The sequence below is a fragment of the Anaerocolumna sp. AGMB13020 genome, from assembly GCF_033100115.1.
In the GTDB taxonomy this organism is placed as follows: Bacteria; Bacillota; Clostridia; order Lachnospirales; family Lachnospiraceae; genus Anaerocolumna.
The window spans coordinates 2,165,242-2,185,263 of the sequence record NZ_CP136910.1 but is presented as its reverse complement, the minus strand read 5'-3'; the positions used below and the strand labels follow the sequence as shown (position 1 = coordinate 2,185,263).

17 protein-coding genes are annotated in these 20,022 nt (G+C 39.7%); 15 read left to right on the top strand and 2 right to left on the bottom strand.

The features are described 5' to 3' along the window. The first annotated feature begins 683 nt into the window (after positions 1–683). The 15 genes from R2R35_RS08620 (at position 684) to R2R35_RS08550 (ending at position 17,897) form a co-directional block, all read left to right on the top strand. Entirely contained in the window at positions 684–2,093 is a 1,410-nt protein-coding gene (locus R2R35_RS08620) for an alpha/beta hydrolase family protein (RefSeq protein WP_317734090.1), read from the top strand. 282 nt (positions 2,094–2,375) lie between these two features. Next, positions 2,376–3,932 (top strand): S1C family serine protease, encoded by a 1,557-nt coding sequence (locus tag R2R35_RS08615; protein WP_317734089.1) that lies wholly within the window; start codon positions 2,376–2,378, stop codon positions 3,930–3,932. A gap of 338 nt (positions 3,933–4,270) precedes the next feature. Continuing rightward, on the top strand, positions 4,271–5,710 hold the full coding sequence (gene clpX / locus R2R35_RS08610) for an ATP-dependent Clp protease ATP-binding subunit ClpX (protein ID WP_317734087.1): 1,440 nt from the start codon (positions 4,271–4,273) through the stop codon (positions 5,708–5,710). Positions 5,711–5,783: 73 nt separating this feature from the next. Next, complete coding sequence (locus tag R2R35_RS08605) at positions 5,784–6,473, top strand: hydrolase (protein ID WP_331670268.1); 690 nt, start codon at positions 5,784–5,786, stop codon at positions 6,471–6,473. 31 nt (positions 6,474–6,504) lie between these two features. Next, on the top strand, positions 6,505–6,768 hold the full coding sequence (locus tag R2R35_RS08600) for a hypothetical protein (protein ID WP_317734085.1): 264 nt from the start codon (positions 6,505–6,507) through the stop codon (positions 6,766–6,768). Between the two features lie 323 nt (positions 6,769–7,091). After that, positions 7,092–8,273: an ABC transporter substrate-binding protein gene (locus R2R35_RS08595; protein WP_317734083.1), complete on the top strand. Its 1,182-nt coding sequence runs from the start codon at positions 7,092–7,094 to the stop codon at positions 8,271–8,273. 204 nt (positions 8,274–8,477) lie between these two features. Continuing rightward, a complete protein-coding gene (locus tag R2R35_RS08590; RefSeq protein ID WP_317734082.1) occupies positions 8,478–9,356 on the top strand; it encodes a branched-chain amino acid ABC transporter permease in 879 nt (292 codons plus the stop codon). A 7-nt stretch (positions 9,357–9,363) separates the two neighbouring features. Then, on the top strand, positions 9,364–10,371 hold the full coding sequence (locus R2R35_RS08585) for a branched-chain amino acid ABC transporter permease (RefSeq protein ID WP_317734081.1): 1,008 nt from the start codon (positions 9,364–9,366) through the stop codon (positions 10,369–10,371). A 16-nt stretch (positions 10,372–10,387) separates the two neighbouring features. Next, positions 10,388–11,146, top strand: a complete 759-nt coding sequence (locus tag R2R35_RS08580) for an ABC transporter ATP-binding protein (RefSeq protein WP_317734080.1) — start codon at positions 10,388–10,390, stop codon at positions 11,144–11,146. A 12-nt stretch (positions 11,147–11,158) separates the two neighbouring features. Beyond that, positions 11,159–11,869, top strand: a complete 711-nt coding sequence (locus R2R35_RS08575; RefSeq protein ID WP_317734078.1) for an ABC transporter ATP-binding protein — start codon at positions 11,159–11,161, stop codon at positions 11,867–11,869. 101 nt (positions 11,870–11,970) lie between these two features. Then, positions 11,971–12,591, top strand: coding sequence for a cytidylate kinase-like family protein (locus R2R35_RS08570; protein WP_317734077.1), 621 nt, complete (start codon positions 11,971–11,973; stop codon positions 12,589–12,591). 344 nt (positions 12,592–12,935) lie between these two features. Further along, positions 12,936–14,123, top strand: a complete 1,188-nt coding sequence (locus R2R35_RS08565; RefSeq protein WP_317734076.1) for a pyridoxal phosphate-dependent aminotransferase — start codon at positions 12,936–12,938, stop codon at positions 14,121–14,123. A gap of 53 nt (positions 14,124–14,176) precedes the next feature. Beyond that, the gene (gene hisC / locus R2R35_RS08560; protein WP_317734075.1) at positions 14,177–15,250 is read left to right on the top strand and encodes a histidinol-phosphate transaminase; all 1,074 of its coding nucleotides are present in this window, start codon (positions 14,177–14,179) and stop codon (positions 15,248–15,250) included. 59 nt (positions 15,251–15,309) lie between these two features. Beyond that, a complete protein-coding gene (locus R2R35_RS08555; protein WP_331670267.1) occupies positions 15,310–17,025 on the top strand; it encodes a glutamine--tRNA ligase/YqeY domain fusion protein in 1,716 nt (571 codons plus the stop codon). A 14-nt stretch (positions 17,026–17,039) separates the two neighbouring features. Next, positions 17,040–17,897: a DUF2225 domain-containing protein gene (locus tag R2R35_RS08550; RefSeq protein WP_317734073.1), complete on the top strand. Its 858-nt coding sequence runs from the start codon at positions 17,040–17,042 to the stop codon at positions 17,895–17,897. A gap of 213 nt (positions 17,898–18,110) precedes the next feature. On the opposite strand, the gene R2R35_RS08545 is transcribed toward R2R35_RS08550, so the two are convergent. Together R2R35_RS08545 and R2R35_RS08540 are read right to left on the bottom strand one after the other, a co-directional pair. Continuing rightward, a complete protein-coding gene (locus R2R35_RS08545) occupies positions 18,111–18,821 on the bottom strand; it encodes a DUF6062 family protein (RefSeq protein ID WP_317734072.1) in 711 nt (236 codons plus the stop codon). Between the two features lie 442 nt (positions 18,822–19,263). Further along, entirely contained in the window at positions 19,264–20,022 is a 759-nt protein-coding gene (locus tag R2R35_RS08540; RefSeq protein ID WP_317734071.1) for an ABC transporter ATP-binding protein, read from the bottom strand.

Genomic DNA, 20,022 nt, shown 5'->3' with positions numbered 1-20,022 from the left:
TATAATACATGATTGAAAGAATTTCCACAATACAAAATTTTCTTAATATTTAACTGAAATTCTTAAGATTCATTTAGGGAGTGTTTGGGAAGTCATTGGGAAGTCATTGTGTTGGTGAAGTGCAGATAGGTTTAAATGTAATTGAAGGCAAAAGGGTGGGGTTTTAACAGGGGGACGGGGAATTACACAAAATAGAAAGAACTCATGCTTCGATTACAAGGTATAAGAAGCCCTAATTTCTCTGAATATTTTGTGCTTGGCATAATGCAAAACAGATAACTCGCTACGCTCAGACAATCTGTTTTACATTATAGCACAAAAGATTCAGAGAAAAGGGCTTCTAATACCTTTCCATAGGCGCATTCGCTCTTTCTATTTTGTGCAATTCCCCTGAAATCGTATGTTATCATTTGGATGTATGATTATGTGAGTAATGATTATGGCAGTTTTGGTATGGCAATTGTGATTATATGAGTTATGATTATGGCAGTTATGATTATGGCAATTAGAAGCGGCTGTTTGGTTTACTAATTTTATTCGCAAAATAGTTCTCGGAATCGAGCAGTGATATTGGGCGGGGGTAAATAATTATGAGGTTATTGGAAGCATTATTAATATTGAACAACTTTTACATGATTGTTTTATTTGTCTTCTGCAAAAGAAGAGCATTACAGAAGATATTCATGGTAAGCATCCTAGCTGCATTGATACTAGTGGTTCATTATGCGATGGAAGGCTTGCGGTGGCAATTGTTTTTGCCTTATTGCAGCACACTGGTTGTTCTAGGAGTCTCTGTTTATAAAAGAAGAAATAAAATAGAGACTCCAAATACAGTAAACATTGCAAACAGAAGCATTGCTGTTGTATTCACTTTAGCAATGCTTCTATCAACCCTTGCAGCACTAGTTCTACCTGTACCAAAATTACCGAAGCCTTCCGGGAAATATGAAGTAGGCAGCCAGATCTTTTATTTTACGGATAAGGACAGGGATGAGATTTTTACCAATCATAAGAATGAGAAGAGGAAATTGGCAGTACAGGTGTGGTATCCTGCAAAGAAGGTTAAAAATAACAGCCGATCCTATCTGTTAGCTGATGGGAAAGCTTTTTTAAAAGAATGCGCTCAGGCGGTAAAAATCCCTGCATTCTTAATCGATTATTTAGCATATACGAAAAGTAATTCTTATGATAATTGTGAAGTATCTTCGATGGAGGATTCCTATCCTTTTATCGTAATGAGTCATGGTATGGGAACATCTCGTTTCTTCCAGGTAACCCAGGTCGAAGAACTCGCCAGCCATGGTTACATTGTTGCATCAATCGATCATACCTACAATACGCTTGCAACCTTATTTCCGGATGGAGAAGCAACACACTTTATTTCGTCTGATGAGGATTCCTATGCTTCAAATAGTAAAATAGGTGAAGAATGGACAAAAGATATTCTATATACCATAGATCAGTTTGAAAAATTCAATTCGGGTGAGATACGCAATAAATTTACCGGGAAAATTGATATGTCAAACATAGGTACCATTGGGCATTCTTTTGGTGGGGCGGCTGCCTATGATTCCTGTTATGATAATAGAATCAAAGCAGGAATTAATGAGGATGGCTCACTTTATGGATATAGAAATAAAGAACCTCTGGCAAAGCCATTTTTATTTATGTATTCAGAGCAGGCCATATCGATTCATAATATGGCGGCACCGGATTATAAACCGACGAAGCATGATTTAGAGAACATGGGAATATCAAAAATGGAATTTGAAGAGGCAAAATATGAGCTAGAGCTGGAAAATAAACAGATAGAGGCAACGGCTAAAAAGGGAGGAGACATATTATATATAAAGAATACCACTCATTACAACTATACAGATTTACAGCTGATCAGTCCCTTACTCCGGTTTACAGGGCTGATTGGAAACGTGGATGGGGTGCGAGTTTCTTATATAACAAATCAATATGTATTGAATTTTTTTAATCGATATCTAAAGGAAGAAGAGAAAAGTAGTTTGTTCGAAAGAACAGAACATAAATATCCAGAGGTTAAATTTATCTCTTCTATGTTTGATGAATCATTATTAAAGTAGTAGCGTACCCATCGATTTGTACTGCAAGCAATCGAAAAAGAAACTCTCCAGAATCTGATAATTAAGCTATTATGTGAGTTATGATTATGCCGATTATGATTTTGCCAGTTATTGTTTTGACAATTTATCTTTACAGTTTATTGATAAAAAAATTGTAATTTATATTTTATTCTTCACAGACTCTACACAAAATACTGATAGAATGATGACGTAAATCAATAAAGTAGATGAAGGAATAAGGCATCTAATAAAGAAAGTAATAAATAAGGAAGGTGAACAACTATGTCAGATGAATTCTTTGAAAATGAAAAGAAGAATGAAGAAATCTCAAACGGTGATAATTTTGAATCTACCGGTACTGACGTGAGTTCGGCAGACAGTACTATAAATGAACCGGTAAATGAGAAGAAGGAAGAGAGTGACAGTGTATATCGGTTAAGCAAGCCGGCTCAGGGTACCTACAGCTTTTGGGCTGAGCAGATAACAGGTACTGGCAGCAGTCAGAATTATGAGAATTATCAACAGTTTAAAGAAAACAAAAGTTATGATACTTATAGCTCCTACAACTTTAATCAGTCTGCTTATAATGTACAGTCAGACATAAAGGAAAAGAAAGAAAGCAAATTCTTTAAAACTGTTGGAAAGCTGGCAGTATCTGCAGTGGCTTTCGGTTTAATAGCAGGTCTGACTTTTGTAGGCTTTAACACGGTTTATTATAGGATTAATCCAAATGCAGAACCAATTTATATGAGTTTTGGCGGTAATGACGGTTTCTCTTTAAGCACAGACAATGAAGGGCCTTTATTATCCTCGACGGCTGTTACAGACGGTAAGATTTCACAGAAAACCGATGTTACCGATGTTATTGATAAGACCATGCCTTCTATCGTACAGATAACTTCAACCTATACCCAGACCTATAATGACTGGTTTGGTCAGCAGTATGACCAGGAAAGTGAAGGCGGCGGCTCTGGAATTATCGTTGGAAAGAATGATAAGGAACTTCTGATTGCCACGAACAACCATGTGGTGGAAGGAGCTAACCCGATTAATGTTAAATTTACTGACGGAACAGAAGCAGAGGCTATTATTAAAGGGACTGATTCCACGGCAGACCTTGCAGTTATTTCTATTGACTTAAGCAAGATAAAAGCCAGCACCTTAGAGACGATAAAGATTGCGAAGCTTGGTGACTCAGATGCAGTGAAGGTAGGGGAGATGGCTGTTGCTATCGGTAATGCTTTAGGGTATGGACAGTCTACCACAGTAGGATATATCAGTGCAAAAGACCGTGAGGTCCAGGTGGATCAGAAGAAAATGGTATTGCTCCAGACGGATGCTGCTATCAACCCGGGTAATAGTGGTGGTGCCCTGATTAATTTAAAGGGAGATGTAATTGGTATTAATACCGTTAAGTATGCCTCCAGTGAAGTTGAAGGTATGGGATTTGCAATCCCTATTTCCAGAGCCATACCGATTATCGATGAGCTAATGAGCAGAGAAGTACTGACGGAGAAAGAGAAAGGCTACTTAGGTGTGAGTATTAAGGATGTTACGGAAGAGATTTCTCAGATGTACGGCTGGCCGTTAGGTGTTTATGTAAAAGCAACCTTTGATGGCGGCAGTGCGGCTAATGCAGGTATTTTAGCTGGTGATATTATCACGAAGGTGAATGATACGGAAGTAACTGCAGGAACTCAGCTGAAGGAAAAGGTAAATTCCTACCGTGTAGGATCCAAGATATCCATTACAGTGAAACGAAATTCCAATGGTAAATTTGAAGAGAAAACCTTTGAGGTTACTTTAACTGGAAATCCTGAAACAAACAATAATCAATAAAGGATTCTTTCTTTTTCAGAGCATATGGTTTCCGGAAGGTTAAGAAGTCTGATCCAATCAATAAAACGACTAAAAATATAGTTAATATAAAGGCTGCGGTAAGATAGCTGTTTGAAAAAAAGCTGTTTTATGGCAGCCTGTTTGTTTTTTTATTATAATTATTTTAGAAAAAATTCAATATTATTCTATTGTATACAACAAATTGCTACGTTATAATATAAAAATATATTTAATATATGAATGATATTTAATAGATTAATTTATGTAATATTTACCCCCTCATACTGGTGATAGCGGCAAAACCTTAAAGCTGGCTTTAAGGAGAAGGAGATGATAGAATGAAAGACGATGTAAGGGATGATAATTTAAAGGATGAAATGAAGGATATAAATATAGAGGATACAGAGAAAAAGGACAAAGAGGATTATGAGACAGTCTGCTATATCTGCAGAAGGCCTGAGAGCAAAGCCGGAAAGATGATGAGAATACCCAATAATATCTGTATCTGCTCCGACTGTATGCAAAAGACCTTTGACACCATCAACAGCAATGGAATGCCTTATATGGATTTGATGGGATTTCCCGCTAATATGATGAATATGAACAACGTGCAAAAGGAAGTACCAAAAAGTCAGAAATTAAAGAAAAAGAAAGAGGAAACGGAAGAAGCTGGTGCTAAGACACTGGATATAAGGAATATTCCTTCCCCTCATATTATTAAAGGCAAACTGGATGATTTCGTCGTTGGACAGGAGCATGCCAAAAAGGTGCTTTCAGTAGCTGTTTATAACCATTATAAAAGAGTTGCTACGGATACCATGGATGATATTGAGATCGAGAAGTCCAATATGCTTATGATCGGACCTACGGGTAGCGGTAAGACCTTCCTGGTAAAGACCCTGGCTAAGCTTTTGGATGTACCTTTAGCTATTACAGATGCTACTTCTCTAACGGAAGCCGGTTATATCGGTGATGATGTAGAGAGTGTCTTATCAAAGCTGCTGGCAGCTGCTGATAATGATGTGGAGAAGGCGGAACGTGGAATCATTTTCATCGATGAGATCGATAAGATTGCAAAGAAAAAGAACACAAATAACAGAGATGTAAGTGGTGAATCTGTTCAGCAGGGCTTGCTGAAACTCTTAGAGGGCAGCGAAGTAGAGGTGCCGGTAGGTGCGACCAGCAAAAACGCTATGGTTCCATTAACTACTGTAAACACCAAGAATATTCTTTTTATCTGCGGCGGAGCTTTTCCTGATCTGGATGCAATCATCAAAGCCAGACTGAACAAACAATCCTCCATTGGTTTTAGTGCAGACTTAAAGGATAAATATGACGATGACCCGAACCTGCTGTTAAAGGTTGCCGTAGAGGACTTAAGAGAGTTTGGGATGATACCGGAATTCTTAGGACGTCTTCCGATTATATATTCTCTGGAAGGCCTGACGAAGGACATGCTTATTAAGATCTTAATGGAGCCAAGAAATGCTATTTTAAAGCAATACCAGAAACTTCTTGCTTTAGACGAGGTGCGTCTGGAATTTGACAGAAGCGCAATGGAAGCTATTGCAGAAAAAGCCCTGGAGAAGAAAACCGGTGCCAGAGCTTTGCGTGCTATAATTGAAGAGTTCATGCTTGATATTATGTATGAAATACCAAAGGACATCAACATTGGAAAAGTAACCATTACCAGAGATTACATTGAGAAAAAGGGAGTTCCCCAGATTGAGATGAGGGGAAGCCACTATAATAATACACTGCTGGAAGAATCCGTATAAAGTACTTGTGACAAATATAAAATAACAAAGGGAGAGAGGTGTATTTCGCGGGTGTAAGGAGTCATGAAAACCCGTGGAAAAAGACATGGAGGAGAAATTTCTGCCGGAAATTGATGGTGTTTTACGCAAACATATGATTCGTGTGCCCAAAGCGATTGATCATGCTAGTGGGATACGCATTTTTGGAAAACTAATTAAATCCCTTGTATTTACTACAGATGTAGCTATTATACGAAACTGTAATGCCAATGCAGTGATAGCAGTCTATCCCTTTACACCGCAGCCGATTATCACCCACTCTATTATAAACTGCTCAGACGTTCCGGTTTTTTGCGGTGTCGGAGGTGGCACCACCAAAGGGCCCAGGGTACTTAATCTGGCAGAAGATGCGGAATTTCAAGGTGCAGTAGGAGTTGTATTAAATGCGCCTACCCCCAATGAAACAATTCTTTATTTAAAGGAGAAAATTGATATTCCCATTGTAATAACCGTAGTTTCCGAGAAAACGGATATTCGTGCCAGAATTGAAGCAGGTGCGGATATCTTAAATGTTTCCGGTGCCGGCAGGACCAATGAAATTGTAAAGCAGATCAGGGAGGAATTCCCCAGAATACCCATTATAGCAACCGGCGGGCCTACAGAAGAAAGTATCTTAAAAACCATTGAGGCAGGTGCCAATGCAATAACCTATACGCCACCTACCAATGGAGAGATATTCAAACGGCTGATGAATAAATATAGAGAAGAAGACCATATTATTTAGGGGGTATCCGGAAGTGATCCTGAAGAAAATTATGGGTTTGGTAAATGCGGCTAAGCCAAACAAAACCGCTCAGACCAGCGTTCCGACCATTGTTAAGGAAACGATAAAAAAAGAAAACCTGGAAGAATCAGAAAACGGTACAGAAACCAGCACGGAACCCGTGGAATACGAGATTGTTGAGAAGGAGATATTACCTGAGAAAATGATATGTCCTGATTGTGGAGGCATTACGCTTGTAGGTCTCGATTTCTGTGATAAGTGCGGCGGTGAACTGGCTAATTATGAGAATTTTTGAGCAGAGACATTCTCTTACTGCATCATAACAAATATCCGCAAGATATGAAAAGGGTATGAAGTCTGGCACTTGATCGAATATTTGAATGAATCGATTAATCAATTTTTTGTTGACAAATGAAAATGACAATAGTAAGATAAAACAGAACAAAGGCGTTCAAGGTATGTGTATTTTGAACGCCTTTTTTCAATATACTATATATATTACTTAACAGCTTATAATACACCATAAGCTTTTGTTTTTACATTAGTACTTTAATGCATTAATATGCCAATGGTTAAGTTGTAGCTGTATAAGATATATTAATATGATGGAGGAGACCTATGAGAAAATTATTTAAGAGAGTTGTAAGCCTTGGCTTATTGGGTACTTTGGCAGTTGCTTCATTAGCAGCCTGCGGTACAAAGAATAACAGTTCAGGAGCTGGCGGTGACGATACTGCTTCCGGAGATGGTACATTTTTAATCGGTGGTTTAGGACCTTTAACAGGAGCAGCAGCTTCTTATGGTATCTCTGTAAAACAGGGTGCTGAAATTGCCATTCAGGAAATCAATGATGCAGGCGGTGTTAAGGCTGGGGACCAGACACTGAAATTAGTTCTTCAGTTTGAAGATGATGAAGCTGATGGCGATACTGCTATGGCAGCTTATAACACATTAATGGATAAAGGAATCCAGGCTTTACTAGGAACCGTAACCAGTGGTGCAGGCCTTGCAATTTCTGATCAGACCAGTGCAGATGGAATCCTGCAGATTACTCCTTCTGGTTCAGCAGCAGACTTAACCAAGAATCCCAATGCCTTCCGTCTTTGCTTTACCGATCCTCTTCAGGGACAGACAATGGCAAAATATGCAGTTGAGACCTTAGGTAATAAAAAAGTAGCAATTATCTATAACAATGCGGATGATTACAGTACCGGAGTAGCAGATGCTTTTGAAAGCGAAGTAAAAGCTCTGGGCGGTGAAATCGTTGCAAAAGAAGCTTTCGTAACCGATGCGGTAGACTTTAATACACAGCTTACATCCATTAAAGGAACGGATGCCCAGATCGTTTTTGCTCCTGTATACTATCAGGATGCAGCTTATATAACAACCCAGGCTTCTGAGCTTGGTATCACTCTTCCTTTTATCGGTTCTGACGGCTGGGATGGTGTAATTGATAAGGTAGTAGATACAAAGGTATTGGAAGGTGCAGTATTCTTAAGTCCTTTCCTTGCAACCGACTCAGATTCCGCAGTACAGGCTTTCGTTGGAAAATACAAAGAAAAATACAATGCAACACCGGACCAGTTCGCAGCAGATGGTTATGATACCGTATATGTAATCAAAGCAGCAATTGAAAAAGCCGGTAAAACCAGCAGTGCTGATTTAATCAAAGCTATGACCGAGATTGAAGTAAAGGGACTTACCGGTACCGTTACCTTTAATGCTGACGGTGAACCAAATAAAGGTGCTAAATTCGTAGAAATCAAAGGCGGAGAATATACTGCTAAAACAGTAGAGTAATATATTTTACAGAACTGTAAATCAAAGAATTTTGGACGGAAGACAGGGAAACTGTCTTTGGTCCAAATTCTTTCTTTTAATCAGGTAAACTTAAGACTATTCGCTTTATTCGGAAGAGCTGGGGGAGAAGGCTTCCGGGCCAAGCGAATAAGCTTATGAAGAAGGAATATTCAAGCGGGTTGGATATTCAGAAAAGAGGTCGATATGGAAAGTATTATTGAACAATTAATAAACGGCTTAAGGTCGGGGAGTATCTATGCCTTGATTGCCTTGGGTTATACCATGGTATACGGTATAGCCAAAATGATAAACTTTGCCCATGGTGATATTATCATGGTTGGTGCATATAGTTTGTATGTTTTTATTGCAAGGCTAAAGATGCCAGTGGTACCTGCTGTTATATTTACGATTTTAGTATGTGCAATTATAGGTGTTGTGATTGAAAAGGTTGCTTATAAACCGCTAAGAAAAGCACCGCCATTAGCAGTTCTTATAACAGCAATTGGTGTAAGTTACTTACTACAAAATTTAGCCCAGCTAATATTTACGGCTAATCCAATAACATTTAAATCTATCATTAACCTGAAGGCAGTTAAAATAGCAGGTATAACCATACCTGGAATAACTTTGGTGACATTAGTGGTTACCTTTATTTGTATGGCAGCCCTAACCTTGTTTATCAATAAAACAAAAGCAGGCAGTGCCATGAGGGCAGTTTCTGAGGATAAAGCAGCAGCTCAATTAATGGGAATTAATGTTAATCGTACCATATCAATGACTTTCGCTATTGGATCTGCACTTGCTGCAGTGGCAGGTATTATATTTATTTGTCAGTTCCAGTCTGTTGAACCGACTCTGGGTGCTTTGCCTGGTATCAAGGCTTTCGTAGCTGCTGTACTTGGAGGTATTGGAAGTGTACCAGGTGCAATGCTTGGAGGACTCCTTTTAGGTGTAATCGAGAGTGTTTCCAAAGCGTATATATCAACACAATTAGCTGATGCAATCGTATTTGGTGTATTGGTAATCGTTCTGCTGGTTAAACCCTCCGGTCTTCTTGGCAAGAACAGTATAGAGAAAGTGTAGGTGGCATATGGGGAAAGAAATCGCGAAAAAAACAGGAAGCATCCTTAACGGAAAGAACCTGATAAAACTGGCAGTGATAGTTATTATTTATATATTGCTTATGCTGGTCATGGAAGGGGATTTTGCTACCAGGCATTTTAAATCCCTTTTAGTACCTGTAGGAATCAACATAATATTAGCAGTATCCTTAAATATTACGACTGGATTTTTAGGAGAGTTGTCCTTGGGACATGCCGGCTTTATGGCAATCGGCGCTTATTCCGGCTCCCTTTTTACAATTTTTGCACAGGATCATACCGGACTTCCGGGTCCTCTGGCTTTTATTATCGGTATCATTATCGGTGGTATCATGGCAGCTTTACTTGGTGTAGTAATCGGTATCCCGGTGCTCAGGCTTCGGGGAGATTACCTTGCCATTGTAACTCTTGCTTTTGGTGAGATTGTTCGTTCTGTCATCAACTTCCTTGGTTTTACCGGAGGCGCCAGAGGCTTAAGCGGTATACCAAGATATACGAATTATAAATGGGTGTATGCACTGGTAGTCATTACGCTGATTGTGCTGGCAAATCTGGTAAGATCCCGTTACGGAAGAGTTATCAGCTCTATCAGGGATAATTCCATCGCTGCAGAATCGATTGGTATTAAGGTAAGCAATTATAAGATCATGGCTTTTGTAATTGCTGCTTTCTTTGCAGGAGTTGCAGGGGTTCTTTTCGGACATAACTTAAGTGTATTAAAGCCTACAAATTTTGATTACAATAAATCCATTGAGATATTGGTTATCGTAGTACTTGGAGGTATGGGCAGCATACGGGGTTCTGTTATATCGGCCATTATCCTTACACTGCTTCCTGAGTTCTTAAGAGATGCCAGTGAATATAGAATGTTACTTTACGCATTGGCACTAATTATAATCATGCTCTTTAATTCTTCTGAAATTCGTCAGAAGCTGGAGGACAGCGGTAAGCTGCCTAAACTGCCTAAATTTCCAACCTTAAAGGCAAGGATCAAATAGAAAGGAGAGAAAAATTATGAGTTTATTGGAAGTAAATAATTTAGGTATCTCCTTTGGAGGACTTAGGGCGGTAGACAGTGTAAACCTTTCCATCGAAAAGGGACAGCTCTATGGTCTTATCGGACCCAACGGAGCCGGTAAAACAACGATATTTAATTTATTGACAGGAGTTTATAAACCTACGGATGGGACTATCAAATTAGACGGTACGGATATGGTTGGGAAATCCCCGTCTGAGATCTGTAAGTCCGGTATTGCCAGAACATTTCAGAATATTCGCTTATTCAAGAAAATGACTGTCCTTGATAATGTTAAGACTGCTTTTCATAACAGATATACCTACTCTTTGGCAGAGAGTTTTCTTCATCTGGGGTCTTATTTCAAAAAAGAAAGAGAGATGGATGAGAAGGCGCTTGAAATCCTGAAAGTATTTGATCTGGACAACGAGGCTGATTATCTTGCTGGAAATCTTCCTTACGGTAAACAGAGAAAATTAGAGATTGCCAGAGGACTTGCTACAAATCCCAAGCTTCTCCTGTTAGATGAACCAGCAGCTGGTATGAACCCCAATGAAACCGCTGAGTTAATGGATACCATACAGCTGGTCAGAAAGCTATATGGCATTACGATCTTATTAATTGAACATGATATGAAGCTGGTAACAGGTATCTGTGAGAAGATACTGGTACTTAATTTCGGCACGGAACTTGCATCCGGTACTCCTGAGGAAGTCTTAAATGATCCCGAGGTTATTACCGCATATCTGGGAGAATAAAGGAGGGGTACAATGGCAATGTTAAAAATAGAAGACCTGAACGTATATTATGGCGTTATTCAGGCATTAAAGGGAGTATCCTTTGAAGTTAAGGAAGGGGAAGTTATCGCATTGATCGGCGCCAACGGTGCAGGTAAGACGACGATACTCCATTCCATTACGGGACTGCTTGGCACGAAAGCAGGCCGTGTACTGTATGAAGGCAAAGATCTTACAAAGATACCTGCCCATAAAATAGTAACCATGGGAATGGCCCATGTACCCGAAGGCAGAAGAGTATTTGCAGAACTGACAGTGTATGAGAATCTGAAGCTTGGTGCTTATACCAGAAAAGACAAAACGGAAATCGAAAACACTTTAAACAAGGTTTACAACAGATTTCCCAGATTGAAAGAGCGTAAAAATCAGATAGCCGGAACCCTAAGCGGTGGAGAACAGCAGATGTTGGCAATGGGACGCGCCCTTATGTCCCAGCCTAAAATCATATTAATGGATGAACCCTCCATGGGATTGTCTCCCTTGTTTGTTTCTGAGATTTTTGATATAATTAAGGAAATAAGTGAAAGTGGTACGACTGTTCTGTTAGTAGAGCAGAATGCAAAAAAAGCATTATCCATCGCTTCCAGAGCATATGTTTTAGAGACCGGTAAAATTGTACTGGAAGGTAAGGCAAGTGATCTGCTTAATGATGATTCTGTTAAAAAAGCTTACCTGGGTGAGTAATACATTTGGTACTGGTCTTAAGGTATGACAGGTATACAGACAGAAGTTAGTAGATTAAAGAATATTCTGTTGAGGATTGAATATTCGGAAAAGAGGGCAATATGAAAAATTATGTAATTACCATTGCCAGAGGTTACGGCAGCGGCGGCAGAACAATGGGTAAGATGCTTGCCGAGGAGCTGGGAATCCATTATTATGACAGGGAGCTGATGCGCCTTGCTTCGGACGAAAGCGGTATAAATGAGGAGCTGTTCGGCAGAGCCGATGAGCAGTTGAAGCAAAGTCTGTTATACCGCATAGCCAGAAGAGAATATAAAGGCGAGCTGATTCAGCCCGACAGGGAAGATTTTGTCTCCAATGATAACTTGTTCAGTTACCAGGCAAAGGTTATCAAACGTCTGGCAGAAGAAGAGTCCTGTGTTATCGTAGGAAGATGTGCGGATTATATCCTAAAGGATATGGACAATGTAATCAAAGTCTTTATACATGCCTCTTTAGAGGACTGTGTAACAAGACTGGAAGGAATGTTTAGTTTACCCGCCAAAGAATTGGAAAAGAAAATAATCGAGACTGACAAACGCCGTGCTGCATACTACCGCTATTATACCGGCAGAGACTGGGAAGATGCAAAGAATTATGACTTGTGCCTGAACAGCAAGCAGCTGGGTTTTGATAAGTGCGTTAAGATCGTCAGAGATTATCTGGATATACGTTTTAATTAAGCATATCAGGGGCTGTTGCAAAACGAATGTAAAGCTGCAAGAGGCCCCTTGGATTTCCTTTCATGCATTGCCTGAAAGACATATTGCAGATTTTGTGTACGAAAAGCAAATAAGTTTTGTACGATTACGGCACACGAAATTGAGTATATGTATTTCAGCCACAAGGGGGAAAGTCAGGGGGCTTCTTGCAGCATCATTGTTTATAATGCAACAGCCTTTTTTCGTGTAAAAAATTATTTTTCTTCATAAAAAATAGTTCGATGGCATGTCTTGTATTCAAGAATATCAGTATGCTATACTGATAAGAAATACAATGAGACACATAAAAAGGAAAGAGGTTATCTATGATTTCTGAAAAGATGAGTGTTATGGTAAAGAACAGCTCAATAACCAGAGCAATGTTCGAAGAAGGAAAAAGACTGGCAGCGATTCACGGAAAAGAGAATGTATTTGATTTCAGCCTTGGAAACCCCAGTGTGGTACCCCCTGCTTCCGTACGAGAGGCAGTAATAGACATTATAACCCATGAAGATACCAACATGGTGCACGGATACATGAACAATTCCGGGTATGAAGACGTAAGGGAGCAAATTGCAGACTTCTTAAACAAACGCCATGGTACCTCATTTCATGCAGGGAACATCTTAATGACCGTTGGTGCAGCAGGCGGATTAAATGTAATATTAAAGACGCTAATAAATCCAGGGGAAGAAATAATAACCTTTGCTCCTTTTTTCGGAGAGTATAGAAATTACGCAGATAATTATGATGCCAGGCTGGTAGTAATCAGCCCTGATACACAGACCTTCATGCCCAATCTGAAAGAGTTGGAAGAAAAGATTACACCAAAGACAAAAGCAGTTATTGTGAATACACCGAATAATCCTACAGGTGTAGTATACTCCGAGGAAACCATTAAGGAGCTTGCAAGGGTATTGGAAAAGAAACAGGAAGAGTTAAATACTTCTATCTATCTGATCTCCGATGAGCCTTACAGGGAGCTTGTTTATGGAGAGGTAGAGGTACCATATATTACGAAATACTACAGGAATACGATTGTGGGATATTCTTACAGTAAATCACTGTCTCTTCCGGGAGAGCGTATCGGATATCTTGTAATACCAACAGAAGCAGATGATTATGAGGAAGTATTTGCAGCAGCCAATGTTGCCAATAGAATACTTGGGTTTGTTAACGCTCCTTCTCTTATTCAGAGAGTGGTTGCAAAATGCCTGGATTCAGAAGTAGATGTTTCTGTATATAACGAGAACAGGGAGCTGCTCTACAATAGTCTCATAGAGTATGGTTATTCCTGTGTGAAACCGCAAGGAGCGTTTTACCTGTTCGTTAAGACACTAGAAGAGGATGATAAAGCTTTTTGTGAGAGGGCAAAGAAATATAACATTCTTGTAGTACCCGGCTCTGCCTTTGGCTGCCCGGGATATTGCCGCATAGCATACTGTGTGGGAAAGAGCAGCATAGAAGGAGCCTTACCGGGATTTCAGAAGCTTTACGATGAATATAACCTGTAAAATACCTTGTAGAATGCTCCGACAGCATACCCAGTGAAAGAAAAGAGGTCACTATGAACCAGTGGGAACAGTATTTCAGAAAGGTTGTACCCTATGTTCCGGGAGAACAGCCTAATGTACCAGGAATGATAAAATTAAACACCAACGAGAATCCTTATCCGCCTTCACCTAAGGTTAAGAAAGCGATGGAGGAATTAAATATGGATAAGTTAAGGCTTTATCCGGACCCTACCTCCAGTGAATTGACGGAAGCCTTAAGTGCAGCTTATGGAAGGAAGAAGGAGGAGATTTTTGTAGGAGTTGGCTCGGACGATGTATTGGGAACAGCTTTCCTTACCTTTTTTAACGCAAAGGAACCTATTCTTTTTCCGGATATCTCCTATTCTTTCTATGAAGTATGGGCAGGCTTATACCGGATTCCCTATGTAACACTGCCTTTGCAGGAAGATTTTTCTGTTCGTAAAGAAGACTATTACAGGAGGAACGGTGGGATTGTTATAGCCAACCCTAATGCACCGACTTCTTTGTGTATGGAATTAGAAGCAATAAGGGATATACTATTAAATAATCGAGAAACCGTCGTTATTGTAGATGAGGCTTATATCGATTTTGGCGGAGTGAGTGCGCTGTCGCTGTTAGAGGAATTTGAAAACCTGCTGGTGGTGCAGACCTTTTCCAAGTCCTATTCCATGGCAGGTATACGAATCGGTTATGCCTTTGGTGCACCCGCTTTGATAAAGGCCATGAATGATGTGAAATATTCCTACAATTCCTATACAATGAACCTGCCCTCTCTTTTGTACGGAGCAGAGGCTGTGAAGGACCAGGCTTATCACAAGGAGATGCTGGATAAAATAATCAATACCAGAGCCTGGGTAAAGGAGGAATTAATAAAACTTGGTTTTTCCATGCCAGACTCCAAAACGAATTTTATATTTGCTTCCCATAAAGAAATTCCCGCCGAAAAAATATTTATGGCACTGAGGGAAAAGAATATATATGTACGTTATTTTAACAAGGCAAGGATTAATAACCATCTAAGAATTACCATAGGAACGGACCAGGAGATGGAGACATTTTTGGCTGCCCTGGCAGAAATACTTAAGGTCACAACTTTGACTAATTAACCTTGTTATGTTATTATAAACTAGCTATTACTTTACCAGATAAAAGGAGGAACACAGCCATGGATAAGGAGTTAGACATCAAAACCACAGAAATAAACGGTGAGATGAATCCGGCTGAAAGTGAGACTGTCTCAAAGAATTTTATTGAGCAGATAATCGAAAAAGACATCAAAGAGGGACGCTGTACCAATATAGTAACACGTTTTCCTCCTGAACCTAATGGGTACCTGCATATTGGACATGCCAAGTCCATTTTGCTGAACTACGGTTTGGCTATGAAATATGGCGGAAAATTCAATCTACGCTTTGATGATACCAATCCCACCAAAGAAAAAACGGAATTTGTAGAGTCTATTATAGCAGATGTTAAGTGGATTGGCGGAGATTATGAAGACAGATTATTCTTTGCATCAGATTACTTTGAACAGATGTATGAAGGTGCAGTTAAGCTGATTAAAAAAGGAAAAGCTTTTGTCTGTGATCTGACAGCAGAAGAGATGAGAGAATACAGAGGAACCTTAACGGAGCCGGGCAAGGTAAGTCCTTACAGGGACAGGACCATTGAAGAGAATATGAAGCTGTTTGAAGAGATGAAAGACGGCAAATATGAAGATGGCTCCAAGGTGCTCAGAGCAAAAATAGATATGGCTTCTCCTAATATTAATATGAGAGATCCGATTATATACCGTATTGCCAGAATGACACATCATAACACCGGAGACAAATGGTGTATCTATCCTATGTATGATTTCGCACATCCAATTGAAGATGCCATAGAAGGCGTTACCCATTCAATCTGTACTTTGGAATTTGAAGACCACAGACCATTATACGACTGGGTGGTTACGGAGCTGGAATATAAGAATCCTCCAAAACAGATAGAGTTTGCAAAAATGTATCTTACCAACGTAATTACCGGGAAGAGATACATAAAGAAGCTGGTAGAGGATGGAATCGTAGATGGCTGGGATGACCCAAGACTGGTATCCATCAGTGCCTTAAGAAGAAGAGGCTTTACGCCGGAATCCTTTAAGATGTTCATGGAGCTTTGCGGTGTTTCTAAGAGCCAGAGCTCAGTGGACTATTCCATGTTAGAGTATTGTATCAGAGAAGATTTAAAGCTTAAAAGACCTCGCGTTATGGCGGCTCTGGACCCTGTGAAGTTAATTATCACAAATTATCCTGAAGGCCAGGTGGAACAGATGGAAGTATCCAATAATCAGGAAAATGAAGAGATGGGTACGAGGATGGTTCCTTTTAGCCGGGAGCTTTATATTGATAGAGAAGATTTTAAAATAGAACCTCCAAAGAAATATTTTCGTCTGTTCCCGGGCAATGAAGTAAGGCTTATGAATGCTTATTTTGTTACCTGTACAGATTATGTAACAGATGAAAATGGAACCGTAACCGAAGTTCATGCAACCTACGACCCGGAGACCAGAAGCGGGTCCGGTTTCAGCGGCAGAAAAGTGAAGGGGACCATCCAATGGGTGGAGGCAACAACTTCTGTAAAAGCTGAGGTAAGGTTATATGAAAATATTGTCGATGAAGAGAAAGGGGTATATAATGAAGACGGAAGTCTGAATTTAAACCCCAACTCTATTACAGTATTAAGAGACTGCCGTATCGAGCAAAGTGTAAAAGGGGCACAAGCTTATGACAGTTTCCAGTTTTTAAGAAACGGATATTTTTGTGTGGACTCAAAAGATTCGACAGAAGAAAATCTGGTATTTAACAGAATTGTGTCTTTAAAGAGTTCATACAAGCCTGAGTAAAGGAGGAGAGTAGTATGGCTAATATATTTTCAGGATTAGAGGAATTTGGTCTGGGTAAAATGTCCGGACTGGATGTATATGCAACAGATGAAAAAGCGAAAAAGGCAGAGCAGGGTAACGGTGAAGAGAAGGTTCAGGTAGTGGAATCTGATTTTATCTTTGAGAAATCCTTTAACTGTCCTGTTTGTGATAAAAGCTTCAAGACAAAAACTGTAAAAACCGGTAAGGTTAAGTTAATCTCCGCTGATACGGACTTACGCCCCAAATATCAGCATATGGATTCTCTTAAATATGATGTTATAGCATGCCCTCATTGCGGTTATGCAGCGCTTAACAGGTTCTATAACTATATGACCTCACCCCAGGCGAAGCTGATAAAGGAAAATATATCAGCATCCTTCAAAGGCCTGGCTGCTGAAGGAGAAGTGCTTTCCTATGATGAAGCAATTGCAAGGCATAAGCTAGCTTTAGTAAATACCATTGTAAAAAAAGGAAAAATCAGCGAAAGGGCTTACACCTGTTTAAAGACAGCCTGGCTGCTTAGAGGAAAGGCAGAATCTTTAGCAGAACAGGAGCAGACAGAGGCAATCAGGAAAGAAATCAAGAATCTTCATGAAGAAGAGTTTGAATTTATCAAAAATGCCTGTGATGGATTTATGGAAGCTTTCTCAAAGGAATCCTTTCCCTTATGCGGTATGGATGAGAATACCATGATGTATCTGATAGCTGACCTGGCTAGAAGAAGCGGCAGACTGGAGGAATCCAGCAGATGGATTTCAAGAGTTCTTATCTCCAGAGATGCCAATGAGCGTATTAAGTCTAAGGCAAGGGAATTAAAAGATATGCTCAAACTGGATGAAGAGAATGCATAGATCATTTTTAATTCATTTATCAAATCAAGTTTCTTCATTAATCGTTTCAGATGTAAAGAGGTTAAATAAGACACTTTTTAAGAATAAGGTAAAAGATTACGAAGTTTATTTATAGTGGTTTATTTAAATATAGACTGACAGAACAGACCGGCGGCAGAATATCTTAAGCTATTACTTATAGCTGGATATCCTGCCGCCGGTCTGTTTTATATCTTATAGCGTGCTATTGGTTTTGGTCATGGATCTTGGCAATGCATCCTTTGAATTCTTCCAGGGTTCATTGACATAGCGGTAATCAAATTTATCAATAAACCATTCCAGGTCATCCCGTACTCGTTTCATATTCTCTAAATACACCTGATTTAATTCTTTCAGGAAGTTATCGAACTTATCTCCGCTTAAATGATTAGGAGCAGCCTCATGGAGCAGACCGAAATGGGTGTTACAAAAACCCTTCGAAGTTTTGAATTTCTGGCGGAAGGATTCTTCGCTGTTATACAAAGAAAATAAGGTGGTTATATACAGTTTAAAGGTATTCTCGACTTTATTGCAGATATAGCAGGAGTTTTTCAAGTTATCTGTGTATTCTTTTACAGGAGAGGCTTCTGTATTCTTTTTGAATAACCCGGGTCCTTTTACTTTTTTAAGAGATATCTGCTCCAGATCCTTTATTGTTTTATCCATATGAGTCTTCAGCATAAGCGCAAGACCCAGACGATTCTGATTCTCATACATCTTGCCCAGGTGATAATTACAGAAACCGATTTTATCCGTTTCTGCTCTAACATCGTCCTCCATATAACTTGGGCCCATGGTAAATTCTACTGCGTTATCTTCCAGGGTTTTTCGCATAAAGCAGACAGGACATTCACATTCACTGTCAAAGGCATCGTTAACCGGTATGGTGTATAATTTTTCTTTCATTTCTATGCTTTTGTACTCCTTTCAATTCTAAGTTGCAGATGTTGCATGAAACCGAGAGGGTTAAAATACTTATTAAGAGTATAGCATGCAGGAAGAAATTGTACAAGCTGGATTACTCAATGCACTGAGGATTCAAAAGGAATTGCCCGTACCAATAATATTTTCTTTTTTTAGTGCTTCATTTTACTCGCGGAGTCGCAGCATTAATTTTGTAATCTCACTGTGGAGGATGGAAAGCTCACCCCTCGTCCGACTCACCAATATACAGATGGTCATTTTTGTTTATCATCCTTTCCTGTATGTAGAGCCCCAATTGATGGTTTTTTTTCTTTCTATCGTTCATACATATTACCTCCATAGCTCTATCCTATTTCATTTGGGCGGAAATATACAAGCCGAGGTGAGTTTGGTGTCCAGGTCTTTTTATGATATTTCATTGCGCCTATATACCCACAGCCGCCATCCTGGTGAGTACCTTTTCCCTTCGTTTCTCCGTATCCCTGTCGTTGAACTTTTGAAGCGTAAGTTCAGCAGCGATATTTCCGTCTTTCATAAACAGAACCCTGTCAGCTTTCGCTGCGACTTTCGCGTCGTGGGTTACAAGTAATATGGCAGTGCCTTCTTTGTTGATATCCACCAACAATCCCATGATTTCCTCTGCCGATTTTGAGTTGAGTGCGCCGGTCGGTTCGTCGGCAAAAAGAATCTTAGGACTATTCATCAGGGCTCGGCAGATTCCGGCCCGTTGGAGCTGTCCGCCCGAAACTTCCGTGGTATCCCTGCTCTCAAGTCCGTCAAGCCCCGTTTTCTTCATTAGGATTTTCGCTTTTCGCGTAAGACTTGCTTTATCTTTTTTGCCTTCATTTGTAGCAGGGAGAAGGATATTATCCAAAAGATTCAGGTTTTTAAGCATTGTGGGCTGTTGAAATATAAAACCCATTTGAGTCTTGCGAATATCCGCAAGCGTATTTTCACGAAGCTTCGCTAGTTCGGTATCTCCAAATTTAACAGATCCGCTTGTTAGCTCATCCATGCCGCTGAGCACGAACAGCAGTGTGGATTTCCCAGAACCGGACGGCCCCATTACAGCAACAAATTCACCCTTTGCTATTTCTACATTTACTTCGTTCAATACCTTTGCCTGTTCTTTACCCTTGCCAAAGATTTTTACGAGATTTTTACCAGTAATGATATTATTCAT

Bases quoted from the DNA above. Each gene is read 5' to 3' on its own strand.
- R2R35_RS08620 (WP_317734090.1), top strand. From the start codon at position 684: ATGGTAAGCATCCTAGCTGCATTGATACTAGTGGTTCATTATGCGATG.
- R2R35_RS08615 (WP_317734089.1), top strand. From the start codon at position 2,376: ATGTCAGATGAATTCTTTGAAAATGAAAAGAAGAATGAAGAAATCTCA.
- clpX (WP_317734087.1), top strand. From the start codon at position 4,271: ATGAAAGACGATGTAAGGGATGATAATTTAAAGGATGAAATGAAGGAT.
- R2R35_RS08600 (WP_317734085.1), top strand. From the start codon at position 6,505: ATGGGTTTGGTAAATGCGGCTAAGCCAAACAAAACCGCTCAGACCAGC.
- R2R35_RS08595 (WP_317734083.1), top strand. From the start codon at position 7,092: ATGAGAAAATTATTTAAGAGAGTTGTAAGCCTTGGCTTATTGGGTACT.
- R2R35_RS08590 (WP_317734082.1), top strand. From the start codon at position 8,478: ATGGAAAGTATTATTGAACAATTAATAAACGGCTTAAGGTCGGGGAGT.
- R2R35_RS08585 (WP_317734081.1), top strand. From the start codon at position 9,364: ATGGGGAAAGAAATCGCGAAAAAAACAGGAAGCATCCTTAACGGAAAG.
- R2R35_RS08580 (WP_317734080.1), top strand. From the start codon at position 10,388: ATGAGTTTATTGGAAGTAAATAATTTAGGTATCTCCTTTGGAGGACTT.
- R2R35_RS08575 (WP_317734078.1), top strand. From the start codon at position 11,159: ATGGCAATGTTAAAAATAGAAGACCTGAACGTATATTATGGCGTTATT.
- R2R35_RS08570 (WP_317734077.1), top strand. From the start codon at position 11,971: ATGAAAAATTATGTAATTACCATTGCCAGAGGTTACGGCAGCGGCGGC.
- R2R35_RS08565 (WP_317734076.1), top strand. From the start codon at position 12,936: ATGATTTCTGAAAAGATGAGTGTTATGGTAAAGAACAGCTCAATAACC.
- hisC (WP_317734075.1), top strand. From the start codon at position 14,177: ATGAACCAGTGGGAACAGTATTTCAGAAAGGTTGTACCCTATGTTCCG.
- R2R35_RS08555 (WP_331670267.1), top strand. From the start codon at position 15,310: ATGGATAAGGAGTTAGACATCAAAACCACAGAAATAAACGGTGAGATG.
- R2R35_RS08550 (WP_317734073.1), top strand. From the start codon at position 17,040: ATGGCTAATATATTTTCAGGATTAGAGGAATTTGGTCTGGGTAAAATG.
- R2R35_RS08545 (WP_317734072.1), bottom strand. From the start codon at position 18,821: ATGAAAGAAAAATTATACACCATACCGGTTAACGATGCCTTTGACAGT.
- R2R35_RS08540 (WP_317734071.1), bottom strand. From the start codon at position 20,022: ATGAATAATATCATTACTGGTAAAAATCTCGTAAAAATCTTTGGCAAG.